General features: G+C 67.0%; 23 protein-coding genes, 1 tRNA gene and 1 pseudogene. 12 read left to right on the top strand and 13 right to left on the bottom strand.

Going from position 1 to position 21,255, the window contains the following annotated elements; all coding sequences use genetic code 11:
- The first annotated feature begins 4 nt into the window (after positions 1-4).
- A complete protein-coding gene (locus QE379_RS06345; protein ID WP_306998926.1) occupies positions 5-427 on the top strand; it encodes a response regulator in 423 nt (140 codons plus the stop codon).
- Here the strand turns inward: QE379_RS06345 and QE379_RS06340 are convergent.
- Both QE379_RS06340 and QE379_RS06335 read right to left on the bottom strand, forming a co-directional pair.
- Entirely contained in the window at positions 376-2,370 is a 1,995-nt protein-coding gene (locus tag QE379_RS06340; protein ID WP_306998924.1) for a bifunctional diguanylate cyclase/phosphodiesterase, read from the bottom strand. The genes QE379_RS06345 and QE379_RS06340 overlap by 52 nt on opposite strands.
- Positions 2,371-2,473: 103 nt before the next feature.
- Entirely contained in the window at positions 2,474-3,868 is a 1,395-nt protein-coding gene (locus tag QE379_RS06335) for a short-chain fatty acyl-CoA regulator family protein (protein WP_306998922.1), read from the bottom strand.
- Positions 3,869-4,061: 193 nt separating this feature from the next.
- Between QE379_RS06335 and aceA the strand changes: the two genes are divergently transcribed.
- The 4 genes from aceA to QE379_RS06315 all read left to right on the top strand — a co-directional run bounded on the left by aceA (position 4,062) and on the right by QE379_RS06315 (position 7,332).
- Positions 4,062-5,339, top strand: coding sequence for an isocitrate lyase (gene aceA / locus QE379_RS06330; protein WP_306998920.1), 1,278 nt, complete (start codon positions 4,062-4,064; stop codon positions 5,337-5,339).
- A 25-nt stretch (positions 5,340-5,364) separates the two neighbouring features.
- Positions 5,365-5,523: a hypothetical protein gene (locus QE379_RS06325; protein ID WP_167345467.1), complete on the top strand. Its 159-nt coding sequence runs from the start codon at positions 5,365-5,367 to the stop codon at positions 5,521-5,523.
- A gap of 187 nt (positions 5,524-5,710) precedes the next feature.
- Positions 5,711-6,670: a cation diffusion facilitator family transporter gene (locus QE379_RS06320; protein WP_306998917.1), complete on the top strand. Its 960-nt coding sequence runs from the start codon at positions 5,711-5,713 to the stop codon at positions 6,668-6,670.
- 8 nt (positions 6,671-6,678) lie between these two features.
- Positions 6,679-7,332, top strand: a complete 654-nt coding sequence (locus QE379_RS06315; RefSeq protein WP_306998914.1) for a hypothetical protein — start codon at positions 6,679-6,681, stop codon at positions 7,330-7,332.
- Here QE379_RS06315 and QE379_RS06310 read toward each other — a convergent pair.
- Both QE379_RS06310 and QE379_RS06305 read right to left on the bottom strand, forming a co-directional pair.
- The gene (locus QE379_RS06310; protein WP_306998912.1) at positions 7,284-7,898 is read right to left on the bottom strand and encodes a DUF4893 domain-containing protein; all 615 of its coding nucleotides are present in this window, start codon (positions 7,896-7,898) and stop codon (positions 7,284-7,286) included. The two genes, QE379_RS06315 and QE379_RS06310, sit on opposite strands and share 49 nt — an antisense overlap.
- Entirely contained in the window at positions 7,895-8,680 is a 786-nt protein-coding gene (locus tag QE379_RS06305) for a 3-hydroxybutyrate dehydrogenase (RefSeq protein WP_306998910.1), read from the bottom strand. The genes QE379_RS06310 and QE379_RS06305 overlap by 4 nt, the downstream gene beginning before the upstream one ends.
- Before the next feature lie 128 nt (positions 8,681-8,808).
- Between QE379_RS06305 and QE379_RS06300 the strand changes: the two genes are divergently transcribed.
- The gene (locus tag QE379_RS06300) at positions 8,809-9,705 is read left to right on the top strand and encodes a neutral zinc metallopeptidase (protein ID WP_306998907.1); all 897 of its coding nucleotides are present in this window, start codon (positions 8,809-8,811) and stop codon (positions 9,703-9,705) included.
- A 316-nt stretch (positions 9,706-10,021) separates the two neighbouring features.
- Here QE379_RS06300 and QE379_RS06295 read toward each other — a convergent pair whose 3' ends face one another.
- Together QE379_RS06295 and QE379_RS06290 are read right to left on the bottom strand one after the other, a co-directional pair.
- Positions 10,022-11,005 carry an NADP-dependent oxidoreductase gene (locus QE379_RS06295; protein WP_306998905.1) on the bottom strand — a complete coding sequence of 328 codons (984 nt, stop codon included), beginning with the start codon at positions 11,003-11,005 and terminating at the stop codon, positions 10,022-10,024.
- Between the two features lie 103 nt (positions 11,006-11,108).
- Positions 11,109-12,362 carry a DUF2171 domain-containing protein gene (locus QE379_RS06290; RefSeq protein WP_306998903.1) on the bottom strand — a complete coding sequence of 418 codons (1,254 nt, stop codon included), beginning with the start codon at positions 12,360-12,362 and terminating at the stop codon, positions 11,109-11,111.
- A gap of 249 nt (positions 12,363-12,611) precedes the next feature.
- On the opposite strand from QE379_RS06290, the gene QE379_RS06285 reads away from it, so the two are divergent.
- The 3 genes from QE379_RS06285 to QE379_RS06275 all read left to right on the top strand — a co-directional run bounded on the left by QE379_RS06285 (position 12,612) and on the right by QE379_RS06275 (position 14,272).
- Positions 12,612-12,687, top strand: a tRNA-Ala gene (locus tag QE379_RS06285).
- 95 nt (positions 12,688-12,782) lie between these two features.
- Positions 12,783-13,541, top strand: coding sequence for an NUDIX domain-containing protein (locus QE379_RS06280; protein ID WP_306998901.1), 759 nt, complete (start codon positions 12,783-12,785; stop codon positions 13,539-13,541).
- Positions 13,541-14,272 (top strand): extensin family protein, encoded by a 732-nt coding sequence (locus QE379_RS06275; RefSeq protein WP_307003105.1) that lies wholly within the window; start codon positions 13,541-13,543, stop codon positions 14,270-14,272. Before QE379_RS06280 ends, QE379_RS06275 begins: the two co-directional genes overlap by 1 nt.
- Before the next feature lie 19 nt (positions 14,273-14,291).
- Here QE379_RS06275 and QE379_RS06270 read toward each other — a convergent pair whose 3' ends face one another.
- From QE379_RS06270 to QE379_RS06255, 4 genes are all read right to left on the bottom strand, one after another.
- Positions 14,292-14,849 carry a hypothetical protein gene (locus QE379_RS06270; RefSeq protein ID WP_306998899.1) on the bottom strand — a complete coding sequence of 186 codons (558 nt, stop codon included), beginning with the start codon at positions 14,847-14,849 and terminating at the stop codon, positions 14,292-14,294.
- A 283-nt stretch (positions 14,850-15,132) separates the two neighbouring features.
- Entirely contained in the window at positions 15,133-15,399 is a 267-nt protein-coding gene (locus tag QE379_RS06265; protein WP_267435148.1) for a hypothetical protein, read from the bottom strand.
- Positions 15,400-15,464: 65 nt separating this feature from the next.
- On the bottom strand, positions 15,465-16,244 hold the full coding sequence (locus tag QE379_RS06260; protein ID WP_306998897.1) for a transglutaminase family protein: 780 nt from the start codon (positions 16,242-16,244) through the stop codon (positions 15,465-15,467).
- A gap of 77 nt (positions 16,245-16,321) precedes the next feature.
- On the bottom strand, positions 16,322-17,068 hold the full coding sequence (locus QE379_RS06255; protein ID WP_306998895.1) for a Bax inhibitor-1/YccA family protein: 747 nt from the start codon (positions 17,066-17,068) through the stop codon (positions 16,322-16,324).
- A gap of 123 nt (positions 17,069-17,191) precedes the next feature.
- On the opposite strand from QE379_RS06255, the pseudogene thpR reads away from it, so the two are divergent.
- The 3 genes and pseudogenes from thpR (at position 17,192) to QE379_RS06240 (ending at position 19,046) form a co-directional block, all read left to right on the top strand.
- Positions 17,192-17,744 (top strand): annotated as a pseudogene (gene thpR / locus QE379_RS06250) (RNA 2',3'-cyclic phosphodiesterase).
- Between the two features lie 44 nt (positions 17,745-17,788).
- Positions 17,789-18,325, top strand: a complete 537-nt coding sequence (locus QE379_RS06245) for a superoxide dismutase family protein (RefSeq protein WP_306998893.1) — start codon at positions 17,789-17,791, stop codon at positions 18,323-18,325.
- A 58-nt stretch (positions 18,326-18,383) separates the two neighbouring features.
- Complete coding sequence (locus tag QE379_RS06240; RefSeq protein WP_306998891.1) at positions 18,384-19,046, top strand: HAD-IA family hydrolase; 663 nt, start codon at positions 18,384-18,386, stop codon at positions 19,044-19,046.
- Between the two features lie 130 nt (positions 19,047-19,176).
- Here the strand turns inward: QE379_RS06240 and QE379_RS06235 are convergent, their stop codons facing one another.
- Genes QE379_RS06235 through QE379_RS06225 form a run of 3 tightly spaced genes read right to left on the bottom strand, consistent with a single transcriptional unit; the run spans position 19,177 to position 21,193 of the window.
- The gene (locus QE379_RS06235) at positions 19,177-19,530 is read right to left on the bottom strand and encodes an iron-sulfur cluster assembly accessory protein (protein ID WP_306998889.1); all 354 of its coding nucleotides are present in this window, start codon (positions 19,528-19,530) and stop codon (positions 19,177-19,179) included.
- A gap of 2 nt (positions 19,531-19,532) precedes the next feature.
- Complete coding sequence (locus QE379_RS06230; protein ID WP_306998887.1) at positions 19,533-19,991, bottom strand: SUF system Fe-S cluster assembly protein; 459 nt, start codon at positions 19,989-19,991, stop codon at positions 19,533-19,535.
- Positions 19,988-21,193 carry an aminotransferase class V-fold PLP-dependent enzyme gene (locus tag QE379_RS06225; protein ID WP_306998885.1) on the bottom strand — a complete coding sequence of 402 codons (1,206 nt, stop codon included), beginning with the start codon at positions 21,191-21,193 and terminating at the stop codon, positions 19,988-19,990. Before QE379_RS06225 ends, QE379_RS06230 begins: the two co-directional genes overlap by 4 nt.
- Between the last annotated feature and the right edge of the window lie 62 nt (positions 21,194-21,255).

Below are 21,255 nucleotides of genomic sequence, written 5' to 3'. Positions count from 1 at the left end.
ACTTATGATGCCCGCCGCCCCCACCATCCTGATCGTCGAGGACCAGCCGCTGCTCTTGCTCCATGTGCAATTCGCGCTGGAGGATGCGGGCTATGTCGTGATCCAGGCGGCCAGCGCCGACGAGGCGTTGATCGCTCTGCAACGGCATCCGGAGATACAGGCGGTCTTCACCGATGTGGCGATGCCCGGCTCCCTCGACGGAGCGGCGCTGGCGGCACGGATCCACCGGACGCATCCGCATGTCGCCGTCCTCGTCACATCCGGCGAGCAGAGCTACCTGCCCGACGATCTGCCCGAAGGCGTGCGCTTCGTCCCCAAGCCCTATGCCGGGCATGACGTGATACGGCTACTGACCCAGCAACTCGCCTGGAGTCATCACGCCGCTTCGGATCGGAAAGCCATGGGGCGGCCGATCAGATATCCCTGAATCTGATCGCATCCCAACTGGCACAACATCGCATGTTGCGCCTCCGTCTCCACCCCTTCGGCGACGATCGGGATGTTCAGGCTTCGCCCCAGTCCGATCGAGGCGCGGACGATCGACAGCGCCGGGCCATGCTCGCCCATTGCGCGGATGAAGCTGCGATCGATCTTGATCTTGTCGAAGGGGAATTGCTGAAGGCTGCTGAGCGAGGAATAGCCGGTACCGAAATCGTCCATGACGATCCGCATGCCCGCACTCCTGAGCATGCTGAGATTGGCGGTCGCGGTTTCGCGGTGGTCGATCAGGACGCCCTCGGTCACCTCCACCTCGATCCGATGCGGGTCGACGCCCTGCCCGACGATCGTGGCGAGCATCCGCGTGGCGAGTTCCGGATCGCGCAACTGCACCGGGGACAGGTTGACCGCCATCATCCAGTGCGCGGGCCATTGGCGCAAGATGGCCAAGGCCTGCAGGAACAGCCGCTGGCCGATCTCGACGATCAGGCCGTTTTCCTCGGCGATGGCGATGAAGACATCGGGGCTGATCGGCCCCAGCACCGGGTGCGTCCAGCGCGCCAGCGCCTCCTGCCCGATGACAGTGCGGGTGGCGCAATCGGCGATCGGCTGGAACGCCAGCCGGATATCGCCGCGCAGGCCCGCATCGCGCAATTCATGCGCCAGCCAGTTCCGCTGGCGGCGTTCCTCGTCCATCCCGGCGTCGTAATGGCTGGCGCGGTGGCGGCCATCGGCCTTGGCCCGGTAGAGCGCGATGTCGGCACAGGCATGGAGTTCGTCGCCCTCCTGCCCATGACGCTGGGACAGGGCGATACCGATGCTCAGGCGGATGGCCGGGCTGCCCGGATCGGCGTCGATGACGGCATAGATCCGCTCGACCAGTGCCGAGGCGTCCCGCTCATCGGGTCGGAGATGATGGACGATGGCAAATTCGTCGCCGCCGATCCGCGCGACGACGTCGCCCTCACGCGCGGCCTCGGTCAGGACCGCCCCCGCGCGTCGGAGCATGACGTCGCCCTGCGCATGGCCCAGCGTGTCGTTCACCCCCTTGAACCCGTCCAGATCGATGGCGAGCAGCGCGATGCGCCTTCCCGTCCGCAACGCCTCGGTCAGCCGCTTGCCGAAAACGACGCGATTGGCGAGCCCCGTCAGGCTGTCATGATGCGCCAGATATTCGACCTGCCGCTGGATACGTTCGCGCTCCTCGGCGGCGGCGGATAGCGCCTGCAGCCCGCGCGCCAGTTCGCCCAGCTCGTCGGCCCGCCGGATCGATGACAGGGGCGGCAGCGCGCGCCCCGCGCTCATCGCGCGCACCGCCGAGACGATCGCCATCAACGGCCTGATGATCCGGCGACGCAGCCACAGGAACAGCCCGCTCACCAATATCAGCATGAAGGTGGCGGCCAGCGCCATCTGGACGAGCGCCCGACGCGTCAATGCCTCGACCAGCATGGTACGCGCGTTCAATTCCTGCCTCAGCCGCTGGCGGAAGATGTCCCGGCGATATTCCAGTCGCCGCAGCGCGCCCTCGAAGCCCGGCAGGGTGACGGCGATGGTTTCAGGACGATCCTGCGCCCGCCGCACCAGAGCGACCGTCGCGCGCGCCAGGTCACGCTCGGCCCGGCGCACGTCCTCCTCCGACTTGCGAAGGCCGGAGGGCATTTTTTCGGCGACAGCGTTCGAATCCCCAAGCTGGGCGAAGATCGTCTGCCGCATCCGGTTCCACCGCGCATCCGCCCCAGGTTCCTGCGGGTAACGGGGCAGGTTCAAGACCGACTTGTGCAACTGGCGCAAGCTGGCCTCTTGAGCGCCATAGGCTTCGAGCACCGTGGTGATCCGGCGGCTCGATTCGATCGTCGCCAGCAATTGCCGGTTGAGCAGCCAACTGGCCGCGCTCAGCGCCATGAAGATGCAGAAGACGGCCGTCAGCATCGCTGCGAAACGAAATTCAAGCGAACGGAACCGACGGGCTAACCAACTCATCCACCGGTATATAATATGTCAGGCCCTTATTTTTGGTGAAGGGCGGATGCTTTTAGTCGCCGGCGAAATGGAGGGCGTTGAGCGGACGCTCGCGCTCCTGGACCGACAAAGCGCGACCGATCGGGGGATGGGCACGCTGTGGGCAGTCGATCCGCAGGCAGCGGCGGCATCCCGGCCCGATCGGCGATGCTTCGCCGACCGGATCGCGTCCGCGCGCCATGGCGAGATGACCGGCGAGCCCGGCTTCCAGTCCGATGACCACCGCGAAGCTGGCGGTGACGCCCGCCAGCGATCGGCCTGCGCGCGCGCCCGCCTGGACCAGGGTGACGAAATGCGCGCCGTCGGGCATCGCCACCGCCTGATAGAGCGGCTCCCCCTGCCGACCAAAGGCATCGAAGACATTCCATAGCGGACACACGCCCTTCGCCTCGACCAGCGCGGCATCGGCGGCTCCGGCGAACCGCTTGGACACCTGCCCCGCCCGGTCGAGCCGCATGAGGAAGAAGGGCAGCCCCCGTGCGCCCACCCGGTTGAGCGTGGTCAGCCGATGCGCCAGTTGCTCGAACGAGACGCCGAACCGCCGTTGGAGGATGGCGGTGTCATAACCGGTCGCCTCACAGGCGCGCAGGAAGCGGGCATAGGGCATGACCAGCGCGGCGGCGAAATATTGCGCCAGGTAGCGGCGGAACAGCCGTTCGGCGATCCGATCGCCAAAGGCCGCGCCCCGGGCCAGCGCCTCGATCTCCGCGCGCGCCTCCCATTGCCCCAGTTGCACCGCCAGCGCGAAGACGCGCGCGGGGCCTTCGAGCAATTCCGACAGTTGCAACTGACGCGCATGCAGGTCCAGCCGCACCAGCCGGTCGGGCAGGATATCGACCGGGAGTATGCGGATGGTCAGCGCATGGCGAACCCGCAACCGCTCCGCCAGTGCGCCGTACAGGTCGCCCGCCGTCATCCGCAATTCGTCGGCCCGTTCCTCCGCCATTGCATCCAGATCGGAGAAGTGGTTGCGCCACCGCTCGATCTCACGCCGGACGAGCATCGTCGGGTCCGGTGTGGCGGACTGCGCCACTCCATCCCCCGCGCCACCACCCAGCCGGTCGAAGGCGCGGGCGAAGGCCTCGGCCCCGGCGGGCGCGGCGGCCAGCCATTCTTCCAGGTCGGTGCGGTCGATCTCCAGATCGGCGAACATCGGATCGGCCAGCCGCCGCCGCATCGCCGCCGCCCCGCCCCCCGGCGCATCCGCCGTCAGGCTGCGCGGGTCGAAGTCGAACGCCTCGACCAGCCGCACCAGCAATGTCGAGGTGACGGGGCGCTGGTTGCGCTCGATCAGGTTGAGATAGCTGGGCGAGATATCCAGCATCTCCGCCATCGCCGCCTGCGACAGTCCATGCTGACGCCGCACCCGCCGCACCGCATGACCCGCGATCAACTTGGCCCCGGCCATCGCCGCTCTCCTGTCGTTGAAAGTCAGGCTGCCTCGCCGTGTCGGGCCTTGTCAATTCTTTACAACAGGACATCGAAGGACCGGATCGCCACCGACGCGACGACGCCGAGAAACCTACGAGCCTCATTCTCAGGAGCGATCGAACCGCCCACAAAGGGTCGTCAAGAACAGCCATTTTGTAAAGGACATCGCGATGACCGGCTTCCAAGACCTCGTGCCCGCCCCCGCCGGTCGGTTCGACGGTATCGCCCGCCCCTATAGCCCGGACGATGTCGCCCGGCTGCGCGGATCGATCACCGTCGAGCATACGCTGGCCCGGCGCGGCGCGCTGAAGCTGTGGGAGTTGCTGAAGACCGAGGATTATGTCCATGCGCTGGGCGCGTTGTCGGGCAATCAGGCGATGCAGATGGTGCGCGCCGGGTTGAAGGCGATCTATCTGTCGGGCTGGCAGGTCGCGGCGGACGCCAACACCGCCGGACAGATGTATCCCGACCAGTCGCTCTACCCCGCCAATGCCGGGCCCGATCTGGCCCGGCGGATCAACGCGACGCTCGCCCGTGCCGACCAGATCGAACATGCAGAGGGTGGTGCGACGCGCGACTGGTTCGCGCCGATCGTCGCCGATGCCGAGGCCGGGTTCGGCGGGCCGCTCAACTGCCATGAGATCATGAAGGCCTATATCGCGGCGGGCGCGGCGGGCGTGCATTTCGAGGATCAACTCGCCTCCGAGAAGAAGTGCGGCCATCTGGGCGGCAAGGTGCTGATCCCGACCGCGGCACAAATCCGCAACCTGACCGCGGCGCGGCTGGCGGCGGATGTGGCGGGGGTGCCGACCGTCATCTGCGCGCGGACGGATGCGGAAAGCGCGCGGCTGATCACCTCGGACGTGGACGAACGCGACCGCGAATTCCTGACCGGCGAGCGGACGGCGGAGGGCTTTTTCCGACTGAAGGACGGGACCGGCGTCGACCATTGCATCCGGCGCGGCCTGGCCTTCGCCCCCTATGCCGACCTGTTGTGGTGGGAGACGTCCAAGCCCAACCTGGCCGATGCCCGCCGCTTCGCCGAGGCGATCCGCCGCGAGCATCCGGACAAGATGCTGGCCTATAACTGCTCGCCCAGCTTCAATTGGGAGGCCAATCTCGACCGCGACGATATCGCCCGCTTCCAGCGTGAGATCGGCGCGATGGGGTATAAGTTCCAGTTCGTCACGCTCGCCGGCTTCCACCAGCTCAATTTCGGCATGTTCGAGCTGGCGCGCGGCTATCGCGACCGGGGCATGGCGGCCTATTCCGAGCTGCAACAGGCCGAATTCGCCGCCGAGCGCCATGGCTATACCGCGACCCGCCACCAGCGCGAGGTGGGGACCGGCTATTTCGACCTGATCGCGCAAATGGTGGCGGGCGGCGACAGCTCGACCACCGCCCTCGCCGAATCCACCGAGGCGGCGCAGTTCGTCCGCGCCGCCTGACCCGACCAGCCAAGGAAAGAATGTCATGCCCACCGAACCGCAACGCAGCCGCGCCGTCTTCTCGACCGAAGACTTCGCCCTGATGAAGGAAGCCATCGCCGAACACGTCAAGCGCGTCGCCGACGATCCCCGCTCGATCAAGTTCGCGCATCTCTATCACCGACTGGGCCGGATCGCGTCCTGAGGTCGTCCCTTGGCCTTCGACTTCGCTCAGGCTGAACGGAGGTTGGTGCCGAGTTCCCCTCCGTTCGCACGGAGCGACATCGAAGTGCCCCCTTCTTCCTTGGGGAAGGAAGCGACCCCGCCGATGCCCATCGGCGGGGTTTGTTCGGGCAGCGGAACAAGCATCCCGGTCGCACGCTTATCCGCCCATGCCCGACACCGGCCTGACCGCGCGTATTCGCGAGAACCTCGTCCTCTATGGCGCGCTCGCCGCCAATCTGGGCATCGCCGTGGCCAAGTTCGTCGCGGCGGGGATCACCGGGTCCTCCTCGATGCTGACCGAGGGCGTCCATTCGGTGGTGGACAGCGGCAACCAGATTCTGCTGCTCTATGGCCAGAAGCGCGCCAAGCGCCTGCCCGATGCGATCCACCCCTTCGGCTATGGGCGCGAGCTGTATTTCTGGGCGTTCGTCGTCGCGATCCTGATCTTCGCGCTGGGCGCGGGCATTTCGATCTATGAGGGCTGGCTGCATGTCCAGACGCCCGAGCCGCTGCGCGACCCGACGGTCAATTACATCGTGCTCGCCATCGCCTTCGCCCTGGAAGGAGCGTCCTGGACGATCGCGGTGCGGGAATTCTCGCGCGCCAAGGGCGATAGCGGCTGGTGGCAGGCGATCCATGAGTCGAAGGACCCGGCGGGCTTCATCGTGCTGTTCGAGGATTCGGCGGCGCTGGCGGGTCTGGTCATCGCGGGGCTGGGCGTGTGGCTGTCGCACGCACTGGACGACCCGCGGATCGACGGCGTCGCCTCGATCCTGATCGGGATGGTGCTGGGGCTGGTCGCGATCCTGCTGGCGCGCGAGGCCAAGGGGTTGCTGATCGGCGAGCGGGCCGACCCCAAGGTGGTGGAGACCATCCGCACCATCGTCGCGTCGCGCCCCTGGATCACGCGGGTCAACCATGTCCGCACCATCCATACCGCGCCCGACAGCATCTTCGCCGCGATCAGCGCGGACTTCGACGACAGCCTGCCCATGGGCGTCGCCGAGACGATGATCGAGGTGCTGGAGGACGATCTGCGCCGTGCGGTCCCCAGCCTGTCCTCCATCTATATCCGGCCGGAGAAGCATGAAAATGCCGCTCCGCCCGTGTCGCCCGCCGCGCTATAAGGATCGCCATGACGAAGCTGATGCGAATCGCCATTGCCCTGACGCTCTGGCTCGGCTGTGCGTTGCCCGCACAGGCGGCGGTCACGATCACCTTCTGGAGCCATGAGCTGGGGAACAGCTTCCCGCACAGCTTCTTTTCCCTGCGCGGAACGATCGATGCCAATGGCGCGCCGGTCGACGCCAATTACGGCTTCACCGCCAAATCGGTCTCGCCCGCGCTGCTGATGGGCACGGTCAAGGGGCGGCTGGACATCTCCAAGCCCTTCTACATCTCGACCAGCGACGCGCAATTCTCCTATGTCATGAGCGACGCGCAATATGCCGATATCCTGGCGCTCGTCGCCGCCTGGGACGAGAAGACCGGGGACGCGCGCTACAATCTCAACAATCGCAACTGCGTCCATTTCGTGCAGGAGGCGGCGCGGCGGCTGGGGCTGGTCGGGCTGGATCATCCCGAATTGATGAAGAAGCCGCGCTCCTATCTGAAGGCCGTGGCGCAGGCCAATGCCGACCGGGTCACGATCATTGGCCAGAACGGCAAGACCTATCTCGCCTCGCTCCCACCGCTGCCGACCGCAACGCCCGCGACCATCGCAGCCCCAGCCCCCGCGCCTCAGCCGCCGGCGGGCACCAGTTCGAGTATGTCGACCACCGATTCATAAGCCGGATAGGGAAAGGCGATCCGCCAGTGCTGGGCGTCGATCCGCTCCAGCACCCCCGCCATGTCGCGCGCCCGGTCGCGCCCATAGGCATAGGAGCGCTCCTCATCCCCCAGGATCAACGTGCCCAGGAAGATGCTGCGCGCATCGGTATCGGGAAAGATGCGCCCGCTCAGCCGCTGCGACCCGTCGAGCTTGGTCAACTGAGTACCGTCGTCCGACACGCGGCACCGGAAATAGGGATAGGCGACATAGGTCAGCAGCGCGCGGCCCTGCGACCCCAGCTTGATCGTGCGACAGCGATAATCGCCATCGGGCAGGCCCGGCTCCGCGATCGAATGATCCGGGTCCGCCAGCGAGCCGAGCGCCGCGACCGCCGCCGCCGATCCGCCCGCCCGAGCCTGCGCGATGCCCTTCACCCAGGCGGTGCGCCAGCCGCGCAGGCGAACGCGGTCATCCTCGGTCGCCGCCAGCCGCCAGTCCGCCGCCTGCTCGACCCGTTGCGCGACCGCCGTACCGACCGCGCCCAACGCCATCGCCGCACCCAGCAGGGCCGCCGCCGCCCTCATTGCGCGGTCCAGCCGCCATCGACCGACAGGTTCGCGCCGGTGATCGACTTCGCCTCGTCCCGGCACAGGAACAGCGCCAGTGCCGCGACCTGTTCGATGGTCACGAACTCCTTGGTCGGCTGCGCCTTCAACAGAACCTCGTCGATCACCTGCTCGCGGCTCATCCCCCGCGCCTTCATCGTGTCGGGAATCTGGTTCTCGACCAACGGCGTCCAGACATAGCCCGGCGAGATGCAGTTGGCGGTGATGCCGTCCGTCGCCACTTCCAGCGCCACCGTCTTGGTGATGCCGACCACGCCGTGCTTGGCGGCGACATAGGCCGACTTGTTGGGGCTGGCGACCAGGCTGTGCGCCGAGGCGGTGGTGATGATCCGTCCCCAGCCCGTCGCACGCATATGCGGGATCGCCGCGCGCATCATATGCCAGGCGGAAGACAGGTTGATCGCGATGATCGCGTCCCATTTCTCGACCGGAAATTCGGCGATGGGGGCGACATGCTGGATACCGGCATTGTTGATGACGATATCGACCGATCCGGTTTCCGCCACCGCGCGCTCGATCATCGTGGCGATCTGTTCGGGCCGGGTCATGTCGGCGGGGTCGTAGAGCGCCGTCGCACCGCTCAGCGTCTCCAGCGCGGCACGCTCCGTCTCGATCGCGTCGGCATCGCCGAAACCGTTCAGCACGACGCTCGCGCCCTCCGCCGCCAGCGCCTTGGCATAAGCCAGCCCGATCCCCGAGGTGGAGCCCGAGATCACCGCCGTCTTGCCCTTCAGGAACATGCCATTCTCCCCTGGTATGGCGCGCACCATGCGGCCAGATTACCGGTCGTGCAACCGCCGCAAGGCCTTGCGGGTTCAAAGCGGCAAGACCCGAAAGGCGGGCGAAACGACAAAGGGGTGACGGTGCCATGCGGCTCGACGATTATGACAACGACATCAATGTCGGAGAGGCGCAACCCGGCGGCGGTTTCGGCGGTGGCGGCGGCGGGCTGCTGTTCGGCCTGCTCCCGCTGATCGGCAGCCGCTTCGGATGCGGCGGGATCGTCGTGGTGCTCATCATCCTGGCCGTGCTGGGTATGAACCCGCTCGGCCTGCTGACCGGCGGGGGCAATGCGCCCGTGACCCGGTCCGCCGACAGCGGCCAGCAGAGCGCACGCCAGATCTGCGAAGCCTCGCCCGAGCGGCGTGAGGCCTGCCAGGCGTTCAGCAACGCCGACAACACCTGGGAGAAGATCTTCGCCGACAGCGGCCAGCGCTTCGAGGCGCCGGGCCTGCGCTTCTTCGTCGGCAACTCGGCCCAGTCGGGCTGCGGCGTGGCGCAGTCGGCGGTCGGCCCCTTCTACTGCCCGCCCGACCGCACCATCTATCTCGACACACGCTTCTTCGACGAGCTGGCCAACCGCTTCGGTGCCAAGGGCGACTTCGCCCGCAATTACGTCGTCGCGCATGAGTTCGGCCATCATATCCAGACGCTGCTCGGCACGTCGGACAAGGTCCGCCAGGCGCAACAGGCGGCGGGCGAGGCGGAGGGCAACGCCCTGTCGGTCCGGCTGGAGTTGCAGGCGGATTGCTATGCGGGTGTCTGGGCGGCGAAGAACCGCGACCGGCTGGAGCCCGGCGATGTCGAGGAAGGCATGACCGCCGCTCGCGCCATCGGCGACGACACGCTCCAGCGCGAAGCGACCGGGCGGGTCGTGCCCGACAGCTTCACCCATGGCTCGTCGGAACAGCGGATGCGCTGGCTTCGTCGCGGCATGGAAACCGGCGATCCCGCCCAGTGCGATACGTTCTCGGGCGCAATTTGAGGCGGCAGGGATAGCCCGGCTGTCTGCCGAAGGGAATTATCAAAGGCCCGCCGCCCGCCCAGCACACTCCCCCTCCCGCAAGCGGGAGGGGGGCGGGGGGAGGGAACGCCCCACAGGACGACGCTCGCGGCACTCCCCTCCCCCAGCCCCTCCCGCCTGCGGGAGGGGAGTTATTGAAGGGCCAGCGCCCGCCCAGCACACTCCCCCTCCCGCAAGCGGGAGGGGGTCGGGGGGAGGGAACGCCCCACAGGACGACGCTCGTGGCACTCCCCTCCCCCAACCCCTCCCGCCTGCGGGAGGGGGGCTTTAATAGCCCTTACAGCTTCACCAGCATCTTGCCCTTATTACCGCCCGAGAACAGCGCCAGAAACGCCTCGGGCATCCGGTCCAGCCCTTCGAAGACCGTCTCCTCCCGCTGCAACTTCCCCTCGCCCAGCATCGCGGCCATGTCGCGGTAGAAGCCTTCCTGATCCTTGAAGTCGGAGACGATGAACCCCTGGATCCGCACGCGATTGCCGATCAGGCGGGCGAAATATTTCAGGCTGGTCGGCTTGGCGTCGTTATAGACGTCGATCATCCCGCAAATGGCGAAGCGCGCACCCGGCCGCGCATGGGCCAGCGCGGCGTCGAGATGGTCGCCGCCGACATTGTCGAAATAGACGTCGATCCCGTCCGGTGCCGCTTCGCCCAGCGCCTCGACCACCGGCTTGCCCGCCTTGTAATCGATGACTTTATCGGCCCCCAGCGAGCGTACCCATTCGCCCTTGTCCGCGCCGCCCGCCGATCCGATGACCGTCATCCCCTTGGCCTTGGCGATCTGAACCACCGTCGATCCGACCGCGCCCGCGGCCGCCGACACGAACACCGTGTCGCCCGGCTTGGCCTCGGCGATGCGGAGCAGGCCGTAATAGGCGGTCATGCCCGGCATGCCGAACTGGCCCAGAAAGGCCTGGGGATCGACCGACAGATCGGGCAGCGGCTGGACCTGCGACGCCGGGATCACCGCCTCGTCGCGCCAGCCCGCCATATGGCTGACCAGCGTGCCGACCGCGAGGCCGTCCGCGCGGCTTTCCACCACCTCGCCGATCGCGCCGCCCTGCATCGGCTCGCCCAGTTGGAAGGGCGGGACATAGCTTTTCACGTCGTTCATCCGCCCGCGCATATAGGGGTCGACCGACAACCAGCGGTTCGCCACCCGCACCTGCCCCTCGGCGAGTTCGGGCAGCGCCTGCTCGATCAACGCGAAATCCTGTGGCTTCGGCATCCCCTGCGGGCGGTTTGCCAGCGTCCAAGCTTTCATGCTCATATCCTTTTCATCGTCTGCGGCGGACATGGGAGAGGGCCCGGGTGAAGTCCACCCGAGCCCTCCAAGAAAAGTCACCAGTTAGTGACGTTTTTTTCTATCAGTAACCCCGGTTGGTGTCCGAGGTGCTGCCCGTGGTCGTGCCGCTCGTGCTGGTCGACGCCGTCGAACCGCCGGTGGTCGAGGTCGCCCCCGTAGCGCTCTGACCGGTGGTGCCGGTCGTGCCCTGGCCGGTCTGGCCGTAGCTGCTCGACTGACCATAGGCGTTCGACTGGCCGTAGCGGTTCGATCCGGTCTCGCTGGTGCGATCGCCGAACATGGCGCGGGCGTTTTCCTCTTCGCGCCAGTGACTCTTGGCCTCTTCGGCGGTCTTGGTCAGCGTGACCTTGTCCTCGACCGACTTCAACCAGCGCGACGGGATCGAGTGGTGCTGGCCGTCCGCATCGCGGTCGTTCTTGGTCAGCAGGATGCGATCGCCGCGCACCTTGTCGACGGTGCCGACATGCGCGCCGTCCGACCCCAGCACTTCCTGATGTTCGGTCACCTTGGACAACAGGCCGCGCTGCCCCTCGCGCTCGGTGCGCCAGCTGCTGAACTCGTTCTCGAACTTGGTGCGGTTCTCGCTGCGATATTCGTCATAATCGCGGTCGAGCGCGGCGATCTGGCCCGAGCGCCAGCTATTATAGTCGTGGTCCTGCGCGGCATAGTAACGCTCGTCGAAGCGGGCATCGGCCTCGCGGCGGCGCTCCGCCTCCTCGTCGCCGAACCACGAACGGACCTCGTCCCCTGCGCGGGCGAAGAAGCCGCGATCGTCATAGTCATAGCCCTGCGGCTGGCGACCATAGTCGCGGCCCGACTGCTGGCGGCCCTGATCGCCGCGACCCTGGCGGTCGTCCCGGCCATAGCGATCGCCGGTATAGCCATAGCCTCGCGCGGAATCGCCGTAACCGCGCGTCGTGTCGCTATAGCCCGAGGGTCGATAGCCTTCGCGGCCATAGTCGCGCTGGCCACCGCGATAGCTGTCGCGCCCATAGGAGCCATAATCGCCCGAACCCGAACGCCCTTCGCCATAGCGGCCTTCGTTCTGGCGACCGCCGAAATCCTGGCGTGAGCCGCGATAGCTGTCGTCCCGGTCATAGCCCTGGCGGCCATAGCCCTGATGGCCATAGTCGCGCGCGCCGTAACCGCGACGGCTGTCGTTGCGGCTGTCATCGCGATCGTCGTCGAACGCGCCCGCCGCTTCGTAATCGCGCGCGCTGGAATAGGTGTAGTCCCGCCCCGAGCCGTAATCCCGGCCATAGTCGAAGTCGCGACCGCCACGATTGGCGTCGCGGGAATAGCGATCGTAAGCCATCCTAAACCCTCCTGAAAATCGGTCCTGCGGGGGCCGACGCCGCTCGTCCGGCGGGCCGTACCTTCCGACGGTTTCAATGAGGAAGATCAAGACATTGTTCCGTGGCCGGGGTGCTCCGCACGACGGAATGCCCGATGCGAAAGGCCGAAAGCGGCGGAAAAATTTTCGCAGCCCGCCGCTTTGGAGTGTTGCGTCGCCCCGGATCACCGGCTAATGGCGTCGCTCCCGACCACGGTCGGGATATGGGGCGGGGCTGTAGCTCAGATGGGAGAGCGCTGCAATCGCACTGCAGAGGTCAGGGGTTCGATTCCCCTCAGCTCCACCACCCCTTTTACCGGACGATATGCCGGTGCTTTTCTCCCCCATCGCTGACGCCGTCCGGCTCTTGCCCGATCCCGCATGCCATGCGTTGACGCCGCGATGATCCCCGATCCCATTCCCGCCGCCACCCTGATCCTGATGCGCGAAGGGGCGGAGCGCGACGCCCTTCCCGAAATCCTGATGGTCGAACGCGGCGCGGCGCTGGCCTTTCTGGGCGGGGCAATGGTCTTTCCCGGTGGTCGGGTAGATCCCGGCGACCATGCCATGGTGCCCGCCGATGCCGCAGATCCGGACGACAGCGCCGCGCGCATCGCCGCCATTCGCGAGACGATCGAGGAAGTCGGGCTGGCGGCCGGCCTGATGCCGAATCCCGATGAAATCACCATCGCGGACCTGCGCGCCGACATGGCTCGCGGCCAGTCCTTCGCGGCGGCGCTGTCCCAACGGCACCTGCGGATCGAGGAGGCCGCGCTGACACCGTTTGCCCGATGGTGTCCCGAACATGTCCCCGTGCGTCGGTTCGATGCGCGCTTCTATCTGGCGGAGATACCGCGCCACGCCTCCACCCCGATCATCGACGGGGGCGAAACCGCCGCCGCGCGGTGGATGACGGCGCAGGCCGCCCTGTCGGCGGCGGACCGGGGGGATATCCATATCATCTTCCCGACCCGTCGGACGCTGGAACGATTGGCCCAGTATCGGGATTTCCCCTCTGCCATGGCCGATGCCCGCGCCTGGCCGGTCCGGCGGATCGTTCCTTTCCAGGCGGAGCGTAACGGCGTGCCATCGATCTGCATCCCCGACGATATGGGCTATCCGATCACCTCGGAGCCCGTCACCGCCGCCAGACGCGGGTGATGCGCGCGCTCCGGCGATGGACGACCGTCATGGTCCTGATCGCCGGATCGGCGATGCTGGCGCTGCTGATCTGGACTCTGGTGCGGCAGCGGCCACAGGACGTGCCCTGGGCGCCGCTCGATCTCGGCCAGCCGGTCGGGCTGTTCACCGGGCGCAAGCTGACCGCACTGACCCGGGACCGGGCGGCGTGCCTGGCGCTGCTCGACAAGGCGGGGATCGCCTATACCGCCTTGCCGCCACGCTCGACGGGCGGACAGTGCGGCTATGACGATGCGGTGCGCTTCGCAACCGGCGGCGCGCGGTCGGTCGGCTATCGGCCCGCCTCGCTCGGCGTCTCCTGCCCGGTCGCCGCCTCGCTCGCCTTATGGGAATGGAACAGCGTCCAGCCCGCCGCCCGCGCGCTATTGGGGGCGGAGGTCGTCGCGATCGATCATCTGGGCAGCTATAATTGCCGCCGGATCAACGGTCGCAGTTCCAGCGACTGGAGCGAACATGCGCGCGCCAATGCGGTCGATATCGCGGGGTTTCGCCTGAGCGACGGTCGCCGGATCAGCGTGTTGCGCGACTGGCGCAATCAGGGAAAGACCGGGCAATTCCTGCGCCGGGTCCGCGACGAGGCATGCGATCTGTTCGCGACCACCTTGTCGCCCGACTATAACGCCGCCCATGCCGATCATTTCCATCTCGACCAGGCCTATCGCGGGCCGATGGGCTGGCGCGCCTGTCGCTGACCGGCGCGCTCTTCGGCGATCAATTGGCCAGCGAGGTGCCGTTGGTGTCCACCTTCTCCACCCAATGCGGGAAGAAGGCGGGCTGGCGGCTCGACCAGCCTGCCGCGGTCGCCGCCGCCTCGCTGATCGACTGGAGCAGCTTGCGCCGCAATTCGGGATGCAGATGCGGCAGCGCCGCCGCCGAACAGAAGACCGCCGGCAGCCAGGGCCGCACCTCGGCCCCGATCAGCCGCTCATAAAGGAAGCGGAAGGCCGAAAAGCTGGTCAGCCGCCCCTGCCCCAGATCGAACGCCGCGATCGTCACGAAGGGGGCCATGAACGGCTCCAGCGATTCCAGGCCGCTGTCGACCGGGATCAGGTGCCGAATTTCGGGCAGGTTGCGGTACAGCCGGGCTTGGGCGCGGATGCTTGCCGCCTCGACCACGTCGCGCGACCAGCGGGCCATCGCATCCTCACGGTCCAGCCCGATGTCGAGCGACCGGCGGATGTAACGCTGGGTCGCCGCCGCGAAGCCCGCAAATTCCTTCATCTCGGCCAATGTCATCGTGCCTTCGGCCGGTCTGTTCCTCGATCCCATATCCTTTACCCCGCCCATCGAGACTGCCCGATCATCATGCGCCGATCTCGTTAACGCAATGCTGAACGGGCCGAAGACAGACGACCATGAAATCCGCCGCGCCGCAACATTGATTGCGACGAACGGTGCTCGGGGCCATCATTTTCCGGATATTGTCCGCAGACGGGACAGAAAGGGTCGTTTGGCGACATCCCGGTTCCGCATCGACCACGCGGCCCGGATGCGTCGCGACGAACCCATCGGGCGAGGCGGCGCGGTTGCGCCTCCCCACCCGGATCGGCGATTATTCCTTGTAACCCGACGACTCTGCCGGGCCGTCGCGGCCGGGCTGGGTGATCGAGGGCGGATCGCTGGCGTCCATCGATTCGTCGAGGCTTTCGTCGAGCTGTGCTTCGACATCCTCGGGGTTCTTCTTCAGGTCGCCGGTGATCTCCGGGTCCTGTCCGGCGTCCTGTTCGGGCGGACGCGGACGGTTGCCCTGCTCGGCCTGTTCGCCGCCCGGCGCCACCGACACGCTGTCCAGCGCGCGGTCGTCGATGCTGTCGTTCATGTCACTTCCCCATCACGAGTGGACAGGATCAACGAGCCAGCCCGCGCAAGCGTTCCTGCCCCGCCTCAGTCGAGACGGCGAACGCTGACCCGTTGATCGCAAAGCTGCGCCTCGCCGAAGACGGTCATGAAGGCGATGTCGGTGGCATCGCGCCCGACGCACACCCGCGCGATCTCGTCGGCACGCGCCATGCCGGTCGCATCGACCAGGTGCCAGCTTCCCTCCAGCCACAACTCGGCGACGGCATGGAAGTCGGGCGGGTCGACGCCGGGCGCATAGGCCGAGACGCAGCGCGCCGGGATCTCCGCCGCCCGCGCCAGGGCGACCAGCAGATGGGCATAGTCGCGACACACCCCGATGCGCATTCCGAAGGTATCGAGCGCGCTGGTCCCGCCGGTCGAACTGCCCGACCGATAGTCGAGGCGGGTCGACACCCAGTCGATCAGCGCCGTCGCCATCACACCGCCCGAAAGACCGGCAAAACGCCGTCGCACGAACCCCTCCAGCCGGTCGGACTCGCAATAACGGCTGGGTAGCAGATAGGGGATGAGGTCGCCGGTCAGCGCGCGCGCCGGGGTCGCCTGCATCCCCTCCAGCCGCAGCACGGGGCGGTCGATCGCCACCACCGCCTCGTACCGCGCGACCAGGGCATGGTCCGCGCGCACCCAGCATCGCTGTCCGATCCCGTCCTCGCCCGGCACCGCCGTCACGCCGTGGTCGGACCAGATGGTCAGCGCCTGATGCTCCAGCCGCTGGTCGGCCATCGCCGCCACCTCGACCTGCAACAGGATATCCGCCGGTTCGCGAAGGCCATAGTCCAGCGTCACTTCGATCGACAGGCGCATGGGCCGTGTTCCTTCCACGAAAAAAGGGCCCGGCGGACACTCCGCCGGGCCCCATGTCTAAACCCGTTATCCGACGATTAGTCGCGGCTGGAGCCGAACAGACGCAGGATGAACAGGAACATGTTGATGAAATCGAGATACAGGCTGAGCGCCGACATGATGACCACCCGGTCCTGCATCGACGTACCGCGCACCTGATAATACATCTCCTTGGTCCGCTGCGTGTCATAGGCGGTCAGCCCAGCGAACAGCAGCACGCCGACGAAGCTGATGACCAGCGCCATCGTGCCCGACTGGAGGAAGATGTTGATCACGCTGGCGACGATCAGGCCGACCAGACCGACGATCAGGAAGGTGCCGAACGCCGACAGGTCGCGCTTGGTGGTGTAGCCATAGAGGCTCAGCGCCGCGAAGCCCGCCGCGGTGGCGAAGAACGCGCCCGCGATCGACGAACCGCTATAGACCAGGAAGATGGTCGACAGCGACAGGCCCATGACGACCGCGAACGCCCAGAAGAGCATCTGCATCGTCGAGGTCTTCATGCGGTTGACGCCCATGCTCAGGGCGAACACGAAGCCGAGCGGCGCGAACATGATGACATATTTCAGCGGACCGCCGTTCAGGAAGACGTTCGCGGCCATGCTGCCCCGCCCGCCCCATGCGAAGAGCAGCGCGACGATACCCGTCAGCAGCACGCCCGACGTCATGTAATTATAGACGGACAGCATGTACGAACGCAGACCCGCATCATAGGCGGTCGAGCCCGTGGTGGCGGTGGTACCGAACGGCGCGGCGCTCGGCCGTGGATCAGACCAGTTTGCCATGGTGAAACATTGCTCCTTTGCCCGGCCATATGCCGGTTATGGGAAATATCGCTCCGTTGGTGACTCATTTCAAGCGGGAGAGGTTCCCGTGACGGCAACAGAATGCGATAGACATGTTTTGTCATGGTCCGCCTGTTCGTCGCCCTTCGCCCGCCCCCCGCCATTCGCGACAGGCTGGCCGATGTCATGGACGGCGTTCCCCATGCCCGGTGGCAGGATGACGACCAGCTTCACCTGACCCTGCGCTTCATCGGCGAGGTGGATCGCCCGGTGGCGGAGGATATCGTCGCCGTGCTGGGACAGGTCCACGCCCCCGCGCCGGTCGTCCGAATCGCCGGGGTCGGCGCGTTCGATCACCGCGGGCGGGTCGACACCCTATGGGCCGGGGTCGGCCCGCACGACGCGCTCGCCCATCTGCATCGCAAGGTGGACCAGGCCTGTGTGCGTGTCGGCCTGCCGCGCCGAAGCGCGCGCCTATCGCCCGCATATCACGCTGGCCCGCCTGCCCCGATCCGCCGGGACCGCGCCCGAGATCGAGGGGTGGCGCGCCGTCCATGCCGGTCTGTCCAGCGCCCCTTTCGCCATGGAGCATATCCTGCTCTATCAAAGCCACCTCGGCCATGGCGGCGCATCCTATGAACCGTTGATGCGTTGGCCGCTGGATACCGGCGGGTGACAAGCCGGGCCTTCTTCGTTTCGTTCGATCAGGGAGCTTCCGACATGAAATATCTCGCACTCACGACTGCCGCGATCGTCGCGCTGGGCCTGTCGGCCTGCGACCAGACCAGGATGGAAACGGGCTCCCCCGTCCCCGGCGGACCGAGTGCGACCGCGAGCCTGCGTACCGGCACCGGCGTCGAGGCGGGCCGCGCCACCGCGACCGAGGTGGCGGGCGGGCTTCGCATCACGCTGGACGCGATGAACGTTCCGGCGGGGATGCACGGCGTCCATATCCACACAGTCGGTCGCTGCGACGCACCGGACTTCACGACCGCTGGCGGCCACTGGAACCCGACGCAGCGCCAGCATGGCAGCATGAACCCGCAAGGGCCGCATGAGGGCGACATGCCCAACATGACGGTCGGCAGCGACGGGCGCGGGACGCTGGGCGTGGTGCTGCCGGGCGCGACCATGGCGGGGCTGCTCGATGCGGACGGCTCGGCGATCGTAATCCATGCCGCCGCCGACGATCTCAAGACCGACCCCAGCGGCAATAGCGGCGGCCGCATCGCCTGTGGCGTTTTCCAGGCCAATTAAGCCCCTTCGCCCCGCCGCCGATCGGGTGGCGGGGCGCTGATCCCTACCCGGAGCGCCGATGACCAAAGCCCTGCCCACTCGCGCATTTGGCGGCTTCCTGTTCGACATGGACGGAACGATCCTGAGTTCCATCGCTTCGGCCGAACGCGCCTGGACCATCTGGGCGGAGCGGCATGGATTGAACGTGGCCGCGTTCCTCCCAACCATCCACGGCGTCCAGTCGGTCGAGACGATCCGGCGACTGAACCTGCCCGGAGTCGATCCGGTGGCCGAAGCGCATGCGCTGACCGAGGCGGAGATGCTGGACGTGGACGATGTGGCGCCGATCGGCGGCGCGGCCGAATTCCTGGCGGCGCTGCCGGCGGATCGCTGGGCGATCGTGACCTCCGCGCCCAAGCGGCTGGCCGAGGTGCGGCTGAAGGCCGCCGGGTTGCCGCTACCGGGCGTATTCGTGACGGCGGAGGATGCGGAACGGAGCAAGCCCGCGCCGGATGGCTTCCTGCTGGGGGCCGAGCGTCTGGGTGTCGCACCGGAGGATTGCCTGGCGTTCGAAGACGCCCCCGCCGGAATCACGGCGGCCGAAGCGGCGGGAATGACGGTGGTGGTGATCGCCGAGACGCATCGGGATAGGATGGATACGCACCATGCGATGGTGACGGACTATCGTGATTTGTCGGTGGAGTGGGATGGCGCGAGTTTGAGGCTGGAGCACCGGGTTTAGGCTGTGCGGTTCCCCAGCCTCCGTTCAGCCTGAGCGAAGTCGAAGGCCAGGGGATTCCGGGCGAGAGGTCGGGACGTGCACTTCGACTTCGCTCAGTGCGAACGGGATCAGGAAGGGATACCCCCTCCCCTCAAACCGTGAAGCTTTCCCCGCACCCGCACGCGCCCTTGGCGTTCGGATTCTGGAACACGAAACCGGCGGTGAAGTCGTCCTCCACCCAATCCATGGTCGAGCCGATCAGGTACAGGATCGACCCGCCATCGACGAACAGCGTGCCGCCCGGCGTGTCGATCCTCTCGTCGAACGCCTTGGCCTCGGTCACGTAATCCACCGAATAGGCGAGGCCGGAACACCCCCGGCGCGGGGTGGACAGCTTGACCCCGATCGCCCCCTCGGGCGCGCGGGCCATCAGGTCGGCAATCCGCGCCTCGGCGGAGGGCGTCAGGTTGAGCGCGGCGGGACGCGGGCGCAAGGTGGTCGCCATGGTCAGAGCATCCCCAGTTCGAGCTTGGCGTCGTCCGACATCTTCTGCGGATCCCAGGGCGGGTCCCAGACCAGGTTGACGTCCGCCGTCGCGATCCCCGGCACCGCCGAGACGCGCAGTTCGACCTCACCCGGCATCGATTCGGCGACCGGGCAATGCGGGGTGGTCAGCGTCATGGTAACGACCGCATGGCCGCCCTCGGTCACCTCGACCCCGTAGATCAGCCCCAGATCATAGATATTGACCGGGATTTCAGGATCGAAAATATCCTTCAGCGCGTCGATGATGCCATCATACAGCGCCCCGCCCGGCTGCGTCGGATCGTCACTGGCCGGCTTTTGCGACAGGAAGCCCGACAGATAGTCGCGCTGGCGTTCTGCCGGGGACTCGACGACATCCTGCACCCGCGCCTTGGGCGGCTGCGCGACGCTGTCCACTTCTTCGATCTTGTAGTCGCTCATCCGAAAATCCTCGTGACCCGCCGGACGCCATCCACCAGCGCCGCGACGTCATCGGGTCCGTTATACACGCCGAAGCTCGCCCGCGCGGTGGCGGGCAGGCCGAGCGCCTCCATCAGCGGCTGCGCGCAGTGATGGCCCGCGCGGATCGCCACCCGGCTCTCGTCCAATATGGTGCCGATATCATGGGGATGCACCCCCTCGACCGCGAAACTGACGATTCCCGCCGAGTCCTCAGGGCCCAGCAGCCGCACCGAGTTGATCGCCGACAGACCTTCGCGCGCCTGCGCGACCAAAGCCGCCTCATGCGCATGGATCGCGTCCAGCCCGATGGCCGAAACATAGTCGATCGCGGCATGAAGCCCCAATGCGCCGACGATATGCGGCGTCCCCGCCTCGAACCGGCCGGGCGGGGGGGCGTAGGTCGTCTTCGCGAAGCTGACCCGATCGATCATCGACCCGCCACCCTGATAGGGCGGCATCGCGTCCAGCAATTCGGGCCGCGCCCAGAGCACGCCGATCCCGGTCGGGCCATAAAGCTTGTGGCCGGAGAAGACATAGAAGTCGCAATCCAGCGCCTTCACATCGACCGCGATGCGCGGCACCGCCTGACACCCGTCGAGCAGGATCTTCGCACCCACGCCATGCGCCAGATCGGCCGCGCGCCGTCCGTCGAGGACCGAGCCCAACACGTTCGACACATGGCCCAGCGACACCAGCTTGTGCGCCGGGGTCAGCATGCGCGCCATTGCATCCAGGTCGATGCGGTGATCCGCCGTCAGCGGCAACACATCGATCGCGACGCCCAGCCGCTCGGCGACCATCTGCCACGGCACGATGTTGGAGTGATGCTCCAGCATCGACAACAGGATGCGGTCGCCCGCCTTGAGGTGGGTCGCGGCCCAGCATTGCGCGACGAGGTTGATCCCTTCGGTCGCGCCGCGCGTGAAGACGATCTCGTTGGCCGAACCCGCACCGATGAATCGCGCGGTCGCCTCGCGCGCGGCCTCATAGGCCAGCGTCATGTCCGCCGAACGCTGATACACCCCGCGATGCACGGTCGCATAGCTGGTGTCGTAGGCGCGGGTGATCGCGTCGATCACCACTTGCGGCTTCTGCGCGGTCGCGGCCGTGTCGAGATAGGCCCAACCGTCCGGGATGGCCGGAAAATCCGCCACCCGGTCAAGAGGACAAGCCGTCGCCATCACCCATTCCTCCCCATCTCCGATGGGGAGGGGGACCGCCGCGAAGCGGTGGTGGAGGGGCA

It is taken from the genome of Sphingomonas sp. SORGH_AS_0879, assembly GCF_030819175.1.
GTDB lineage: Bacteria > Pseudomonadota > Alphaproteobacteria > Sphingomonadales > Sphingomonadaceae > Sphingomonas.
Note: the sequence above shows the minus strand (reverse complement) of the source record. Positions and strands in the feature narration are given on the sequence as shown.

What these genes read in the sequence shown, in the direction of transcription:
- QE379_RS06280 (WP_306998901.1), top strand. Translation starts at nt 12,783, where the DNA reads ATGATCCCCGATCCCATTCCCGCCGCCACCCTGATCCTGATGCGCGAA.
- QE379_RS06315 (WP_306998914.1), top strand. Translation starts at nt 6,679, where the DNA reads ATGACGAAGCTGATGCGAATCGCCATTGCCCTGACGCTCTGGCTCGGC.
- QE379_RS06335 (WP_306998922.1), bottom strand. Translation starts at nt 3,868, where the DNA reads ATGGCCGGGGCCAAGTTGATCGCGGGTCATGCGGTGCGGCGGGTGCGG.
- QE379_RS06225 (WP_306998885.1), bottom strand. Translation starts at nt 21,193, where the DNA reads ATGGCGACGGCTTGTCCTCTTGACCGGGTGGCGGATTTTCCGGCCATC.
- QE379_RS06230 (WP_306998887.1), bottom strand. Translation starts at nt 19,991, where the DNA reads ATGAGCGACTACAAGATCGAAGAAGTGGACAGCGTCGCGCAGCCGCCC.
- QE379_RS06265 (WP_267435148.1), bottom strand. Translation starts at nt 15,399, where the DNA reads ATGAACGACAGCATCGACGACCGCGCGCTGGACAGCGTGTCGGTGGCG.
- QE379_RS06260 (WP_306998897.1), bottom strand. Translation starts at nt 16,244, where the DNA reads ATGCGCCTGTCGATCGAAGTGACGCTGGACTATGGCCTTCGCGAACCG.
- QE379_RS06275 (WP_307003105.1), top strand. Translation starts at nt 13,541, where the DNA reads ATGCGCGCGCTCCGGCGATGGACGACCGTCATGGTCCTGATCGCCGGA.
- QE379_RS06345 (WP_306998926.1), top strand. Translation starts at nt 5, where the DNA reads ATGATGCCCGCCGCCCCCACCATCCTGATCGTCGAGGACCAGCCGCTG.
- QE379_RS06325 (WP_167345467.1), top strand. Translation starts at nt 5,365, where the DNA reads ATGCCCACCGAACCGCAACGCAGCCGCGCCGTCTTCTCGACCGAAGAC.
- QE379_RS06295 (WP_306998905.1), bottom strand. Translation starts at nt 11,005, where the DNA reads ATGAAAGCTTGGACGCTGGCAAACCGCCCGCAGGGGATGCCGAAGCCA.
- QE379_RS06340 (WP_306998924.1), bottom strand. Translation starts at nt 2,370, where the DNA reads ATGCTGACGGCCGTCTTCTGCATCTTCATGGCGCTGAGCGCGGCCAGT.
- aceA (WP_306998920.1), top strand. Translation starts at nt 4,062, where the DNA reads ATGACCGGCTTCCAAGACCTCGTGCCCGCCCCCGCCGGTCGGTTCGAC.
- QE379_RS06245 (WP_306998893.1), top strand. Translation starts at nt 17,789, where the DNA reads ATGAAATATCTCGCACTCACGACTGCCGCGATCGTCGCGCTGGGCCTG.
- QE379_RS06235 (WP_306998889.1), bottom strand. Translation starts at nt 19,530, where the DNA reads ATGGCGACCACCTTGCGCCCGCGTCCCGCCGCGCTCAACCTGACGCCC.
- QE379_RS06255 (WP_306998895.1), bottom strand. Translation starts at nt 17,068, where the DNA reads ATGGCAAACTGGTCTGATCCACGGCCGAGCGCCGCGCCGTTCGGTACC.
- QE379_RS06300 (WP_306998907.1), top strand. Translation starts at nt 8,809, where the DNA reads ATGCGGCTCGACGATTATGACAACGACATCAATGTCGGAGAGGCGCAA.
- QE379_RS06310 (WP_306998912.1), bottom strand. Translation starts at nt 7,898, where the DNA reads ATGAGGGCGGCGGCGGCCCTGCTGGGTGCGGCGATGGCGTTGGGCGCG.
- QE379_RS06305 (WP_306998910.1), bottom strand. Translation starts at nt 8,680, where the DNA reads ATGTTCCTGAAGGGCAAGACGGCGGTGATCTCGGGCTCCACCTCGGGG.
- QE379_RS06290 (WP_306998903.1), bottom strand. Translation starts at nt 12,362, where the DNA reads ATGGCTTACGATCGCTATTCCCGCGACGCCAATCGTGGCGGTCGCGAC.
- QE379_RS06270 (WP_306998899.1), bottom strand. Translation starts at nt 14,849, where the DNA reads ATGGGATCGAGGAACAGACCGGCCGAAGGCACGATGACATTGGCCGAG.
- QE379_RS06320 (WP_306998917.1), top strand. Translation starts at nt 5,711, where the DNA reads ATGCCCGACACCGGCCTGACCGCGCGTATTCGCGAGAACCTCGTCCTC.
- QE379_RS06240 (WP_306998891.1), top strand. Translation starts at nt 18,384, where the DNA reads ATGACCAAAGCCCTGCCCACTCGCGCATTTGGCGGCTTCCTGTTCGAC.